The sequence below is a fragment of the Psychrobacter sp. AOP31-B2-9 genome (assembly GCF_052378005.1).
GTDB lineage: Bacteria > Pseudomonadota > Gammaproteobacteria > Pseudomonadales > Moraxellaceae > Psychrobacter.
In genome coordinates this window covers 1-5161 of record NZ_JBQSXG010000181.1, presented here as the reverse complement: position 1 = coordinate 5161, position 5161 = coordinate 1, and the positions used below count along the sequence as shown (strand labels likewise).

The 5161-nt window shown below is 42.6% G+C and carries 4 protein-coding genes; all 4 read left to right on the top strand.

Annotated features, from left to right (window positions below; genetic code table 11):
• Positions 1–465: 465 nt before the first annotated feature.
• Positions 466–2835, top strand: a complete 2370-nt coding sequence (locus ACT3SX_RS13810; RefSeq protein WP_192519548.1) for an FdhF/YdeP family oxidoreductase — start codon at positions 466–468, stop codon at positions 2833–2835.
• A 187-nt stretch (positions 2836–3022) separates the two neighbouring features.
• Positions 3023–3955, top strand: a complete 933-nt coding sequence (fdhD, locus tag ACT3SX_RS13805; protein ID WP_192519554.1) for a formate dehydrogenase accessory sulfurtransferase FdhD — start codon at positions 3023–3025, stop codon at positions 3953–3955.
• 857 nt (positions 3956–4812) lie between these two features.
• Positions 4813–4998: a hypothetical protein gene (locus ACT3SX_RS13800; RefSeq protein WP_442070027.1), complete on the top strand. Its 186-nt coding sequence runs from the start codon at positions 4813–4815 to the stop codon at positions 4996–4998.
• A 31-nt stretch (positions 4999–5029) separates the two neighbouring features.
• Positions 5030–5161 (top strand): transposase (locus tag ACT3SX_RS13795; protein WP_444761785.1); only part of this gene is annotated, 132 nt, incomplete at its 3' end.

The following is a 5161-nucleotide window of genomic DNA, read 5'->3' as shown; positions in this document are numbered from 1 at the left end:
AACTTTTGAAGCAACTCACTGACATGCTACTACTCAAAGAGCACAGAAATTGCGTGCACGGTCTGTGTTGTTAATAATATGAGCGATAAGCAATTCTGGCGTAATGCCTGATGAATTATCAGATAAATGACTATTTTTATCTTACTGGTATCAAACCCTTTTATTATAAAAAACCTTTAAGGAAACTAATCTTTCTTAAAGGTTTTTTTGTTATCATAGTCAACGGTCTAAAACAACTAGCACGTGTCCTCATTAAAAAAGACAAACTGTAGCCAAAAAATGTAGTTCAGCAAAGACTGTAATACCGATATATTAACGAAACGACTTAATGCAGTTTGGCAAGCAATTATCGATTTTTAGCTTATGTGAAGTTTCATACTCAAATTGAAGACACGCCCTAGCAACCCCTTATATCATATAAGTGTTATACAGCTTAGTTATTGCCATTTAACTGTGAGGTCTGTCATGCGCAAAATCCCTATATACTCTCATCCTGCTGCCGGTTGGCCTGCACTATTTTCTTCTACTCGTAAACTAATGGATTACCAGACTTTTTTGCGTGGTAGTGCCAGTGTATTCCAAAGTAACCAACCCAAAAGTGGCTTTGATTGTCCTGGTTGTGCTTGGCCCGACCACAAATCCCATAAAGCCATCGATGTTTGTGAGAATGGCATCAAAGTACTTGCCAGCGAGACCATGACCAAAAAAGCCGATGCTGCATTCTTTGCACGACATACGGTCACCGAACTACAAGGATGGTCAGGCTACGAGCTAGAACACAGTGGCCGGTTATCCGAGCCATTATATTACGATGCCACACAAGATCGCTATGTCGCTATCTCTTGGGAGTCTGCGTACCAACGTATCGCTGAGCAGTTTAAGCTACTAGCTTCACCAGATGAGGCACTTTTTTATACCTCAGGCCGTGTCACCAACGAACCTGCCTTTATGTACCAGCTGTTCGTACGCTGTTTCGGTACCAATAACCTACCCGATTGCTCAAACATGTGTCACGAGCCCACCTCGGTCATGTTAGGTAGGCAGTTGGGTATTGGTAAAGCAACGGTCAAGTTAGAAGATTTTGAGCAAGCCAAGCTGATATTGATGTTTGGACAAAATCCAGCGACCAATCATCCACGCATGCTAGAAATGCTTGCTCACGCTCACGAGCAAGGGTGTCGAATCATCTCGATTAACCCCATGCGCGAACAAGGTCTAAGTAAATTTAGAAATCCGCAGAAGCCCACACATATGGCAGCAGGTCAAAGCAATGACATGGTCGATGAAGTGGTTCAACTTCAGATCGGTGGGGATGCGGCATTATTGACAGGTATCGCTAAATGGCTGATTGAAAACGATAAAATCAACTATGACTTCATTGCGACCCATACTTCAGGGTTTGAACCATTAAAACAGTGGCTTACAGAGCAAACATGGGCGGATATAGAGCTCGGTTGTGGTATTCCTCAAGCGGAAATCATCGGTCTGGCTAAACTGGTCGCTGACAGTCCAGCGACTATCTGCACATGGGGTATGGGCATCACCCAACACGTACAAGGTGACGACAACGTAGCAATGATTACCAATCTATTATTACTGATGGGAATGATTGGTGTAGATGGTGGCGGTGCATCTCCTGTCCGTGGTCACTCTAATGTGCAAGGCGACCGTACCATGGGTATTCATGAGCGCCCCGCTCAAAAGCTCCTCGACAGTCTAGAACGAGTATTTGAAAAACCTATGCCGCAAAAACACGGCTTCGATGTGGTAACAGGCGCAAAAGCATTAATTGACAGTAAAATAAAGATATTCATGGGCATGGGAGGTAATTATGCCGTGGCAGCACCTGATACCACTGCCATTCAACAAGCATTGACCAAAACACAGCTTAATATCTTTGTGGGTACCAAGCTCAATGAAACCATGCTATACCCAAGCTCAAACAACCTTATCTTACCTTGTTTAGGACGCAGCGAGCGCATCATCACTGATAAAGGTGAGCAGTTTGCCACTATCGAAGACTCCATGTGTCAGATTGTACCAACACAAGGCAACCTCAAACCTGTCAGTGACACATTAAAGTCTGAATCGCAAATTGTCGCAGATATCGCAACGCACGTACTTGGCGCTGACTCGTCTATTCCTTGGCAAGCAATGAGCGAAGACTTCGACGTCGTTCGTGACTATGTCGCCCAAGCTATCGATGGCTTTGAAGACTTTAATCAACGTATTCGTACTACTGAACGAGGCTTTCATTTGTACCATTCAGCCCGTCATCGTGTATGGAATACAGATAGTGGCAAAGCACAGTTTGAAGTGCCGCAATATCCAATTACCTATGTCGCTGCACAGATGGCAGAAACGACATCTGTCTTTAATGAGAGTCAGAACACAGATAGCAGCAACCCTGTACAAGACAACATAAACGGTAACGTAAAAAATAACGAGCAAAAAATTTGGCAATTGACCAGTGTCCGCAGTCATGACCAATTCAACACTATGATTTTTGGGTTTAAAGATCGCTATCGTCAAGCCAATCGCCGTGATGTTTTGTTTATGCATCCCGATGAGATAAGCCGTTTAGGTTGGCAAAAAGGAGACAGCGTCATGGTGACGCGGTACGCTAGTCCAAATAACACTGACCAACCTCGCATACTTGGGCCACTAGTATTGACTGAAATGGATATTGCGTCCAACGCCGTTGCCGCTTATTATCCTGAATGCAATGACTTGTTTGACTTGAACACCCATGCACCAGATTCGCATATACCAGCGTATAAATCGACGACGGTCGTCCTGCAACGCGTCGATGCAAGCACGGCTGAGCCTGCATAGTAAGTGATAAATGGGTCGTCAAATAATGACAATGTTCGTGATAAAGACGCCGAAACAATACTGTTAGTAAGATAATATACGAACCATGATGATGACTAAAAACCCTGTCAAAGATAATGAGCGAACCAGTAAGCAACAGTATGAAAGCAAGACAGTGGAAGTAACAAAGACAGCCATAAATAAACCTATGTCACCACTGGTTCGTACTCATTTGTCGCAAAAGCATTCTTATGCATCAGCCAGTCAAAACGGTGATAATATCGATGGAGCACATATTGATTGTCAACCAGCTAGCCTCGCTGTAGAGGCTGCGGTTGCCATCATTATCAATGGTATTCACTACGCTGTACTGATGGCCAGTCCTCATCAACTAGAGTATTTGGCTGTTGGATTTTTATTTAGCGAAGGCCTAATCCAGCACAGCCACGAACTGCTCGATTGGGAGGTCACTCAGCTGACCGATACCGTAAGCTATAAGCCTGTCACCTTTGAGAAAAACACCGTTGATCTTGAACCTGAAAACCTCGAACAAACCTTAAAGCAGTTACAAGACTATGATATCTATATCGTCGAGCTAGTATTGAATCAACGCTGTCATCAGCGTATTCAAGCCCAAAAACGTCAGCTCGCAGGGCGTACAGGTTGCGGTATGTGCGGCATCACTGGATTGACACAGGCACTACCCGATTTGAGTGCCTATATCCAAGACAGGGATAAAAACCACTCAAATAATAAACCGACCATACCCAGTCTAGATTATTTATTGAAAATGCGACAACAAGTTGATGCCACACAGCATACGCATCAATTGACCGGCGCTGTGCATGCCGCCGCCACGATGCATAATGACCAGTTATATCTATTTGAAGATGTGGGACGCCATAACGCCCTTGATAAACTGATTGGTTGGCAGCTACGACAAAAAATCGATATCGACTGCGTTCTAATGACTTCACGGTTATCGATTGAGCTGGTGCAAAAGTCTGTGCGCGGACGTATACCTTGGTTGATTGGCATGTCTGCGCCTACTAGTACGGCTGTACGTGTCGCTGAACGTTATGGACTAGGTTTGGCAGGCTTCTTACGTAATGACAGAGTGACTTACTATTCAGGTATCTGACCCTTCTAAACATTATGGTTATAGTCGATTCAATAAATGTTCAATACAAAAACTAAAATGTGTCCTCAGTACAAATAATAACTTTCCAAACCATCTCATTACTTCTCACCCCTTCATGCCTATACCTTCCACCACCACCTATTTATAGCTAGCCTTAAACCTCCGATGTTAAGCTATTCTAGTTAAGGTCTCAACATTATCATCGGCTTGTGTTGGGTAAAATTTTAGCGATCAACAGCCCTACTATTTGAATATTTAACAGACCCTGATAAATATCGTCTAAAATTTGAGGTTAGAGAGATAATAGGTTACCCTTACCTCACGAACACGTTACATACAATTAACAGATCTGTCTTTTTTATGATGCTACCTCTATTGTGCTGACAATTCAGACCGCACATTGCTTAGTATGTAAATGACAGATGATGCATCAATTGCAGTAGTCAAATGAAAATCGCTTAACTACTGCGTATTACAGCTGATAAGGCTGTCTAAACCTAGCTCAAGTCATGTCACCATGGCTTAGTGCCTATTCGTAATTTTGCTATAGACGCTCATCATATGAGCCTTCTCTAGCACTCAGCTACCTTTGTGTATGCATATTAATAGCGTGGTGGTTTATCCATTAACTCATGCCTATTAAGAGTAGCCCCTGTCTCTTTGATTTAGCACGATGTGAGTCATTAAGACAGCGGCACAACACTTAGCATTTGCTTATCACTATCGTTGATGTTTTTGCTATTTATCTTAGCCACATACATTTCACTCAGTATGAGAGTTTGTAGGCTTTATTATATTCCGAAAGGTTTGGTATCTTTAATTTTACTAAACTTTATTAATCCAAACAATTGCGAGGTATGAATTTGAAAACTGAGTCATTGTTCCAATTTTCATCATTAACCATTATTTTATTGTTGTTAGCATTTTATGGCGGCACCTACCTACTGTCTTTATTAATCAAAAAAGACAAAGAAACGACTTCTGGTTTTATGGTCGCAGGTCACGGTGTTGGCTTTGGTATGGGTGCAGCTAGGGTGTGTTGACATATATAGAATAATCGATAATCATAGTGTTATGACTAGATTAACACTAAGTGATGCCCAGTGGGCAAAGATAGCACCGTATTGTTCAGGTAAAGAGACCGATGTTGGTAGAACAGCGGTAAATAATCGACTATTTATCGAAGCTGTTCTATGGATTGTCCGA

Bases quoted from the DNA above. Each gene is read 5' to 3' on its own strand.
- ACT3SX_RS13810 (WP_192519548.1), top strand. From the start codon at position 466: ATGCGCAAAATCCCTATATACTCTCATCCTGCTGCCGGTTGGCCTGCA.
- fdhD (WP_192519554.1), top strand. From the start codon at position 3,023: ATGTCACCACTGGTTCGTACTCATTTGTCGCAAAAGCATTCTTATGCA.
- ACT3SX_RS13800 (WP_442070027.1), top strand. From the start codon at position 4,813: ATGAATTTGAAAACTGAGTCATTGTTCCAATTTTCATCATTAACCATT.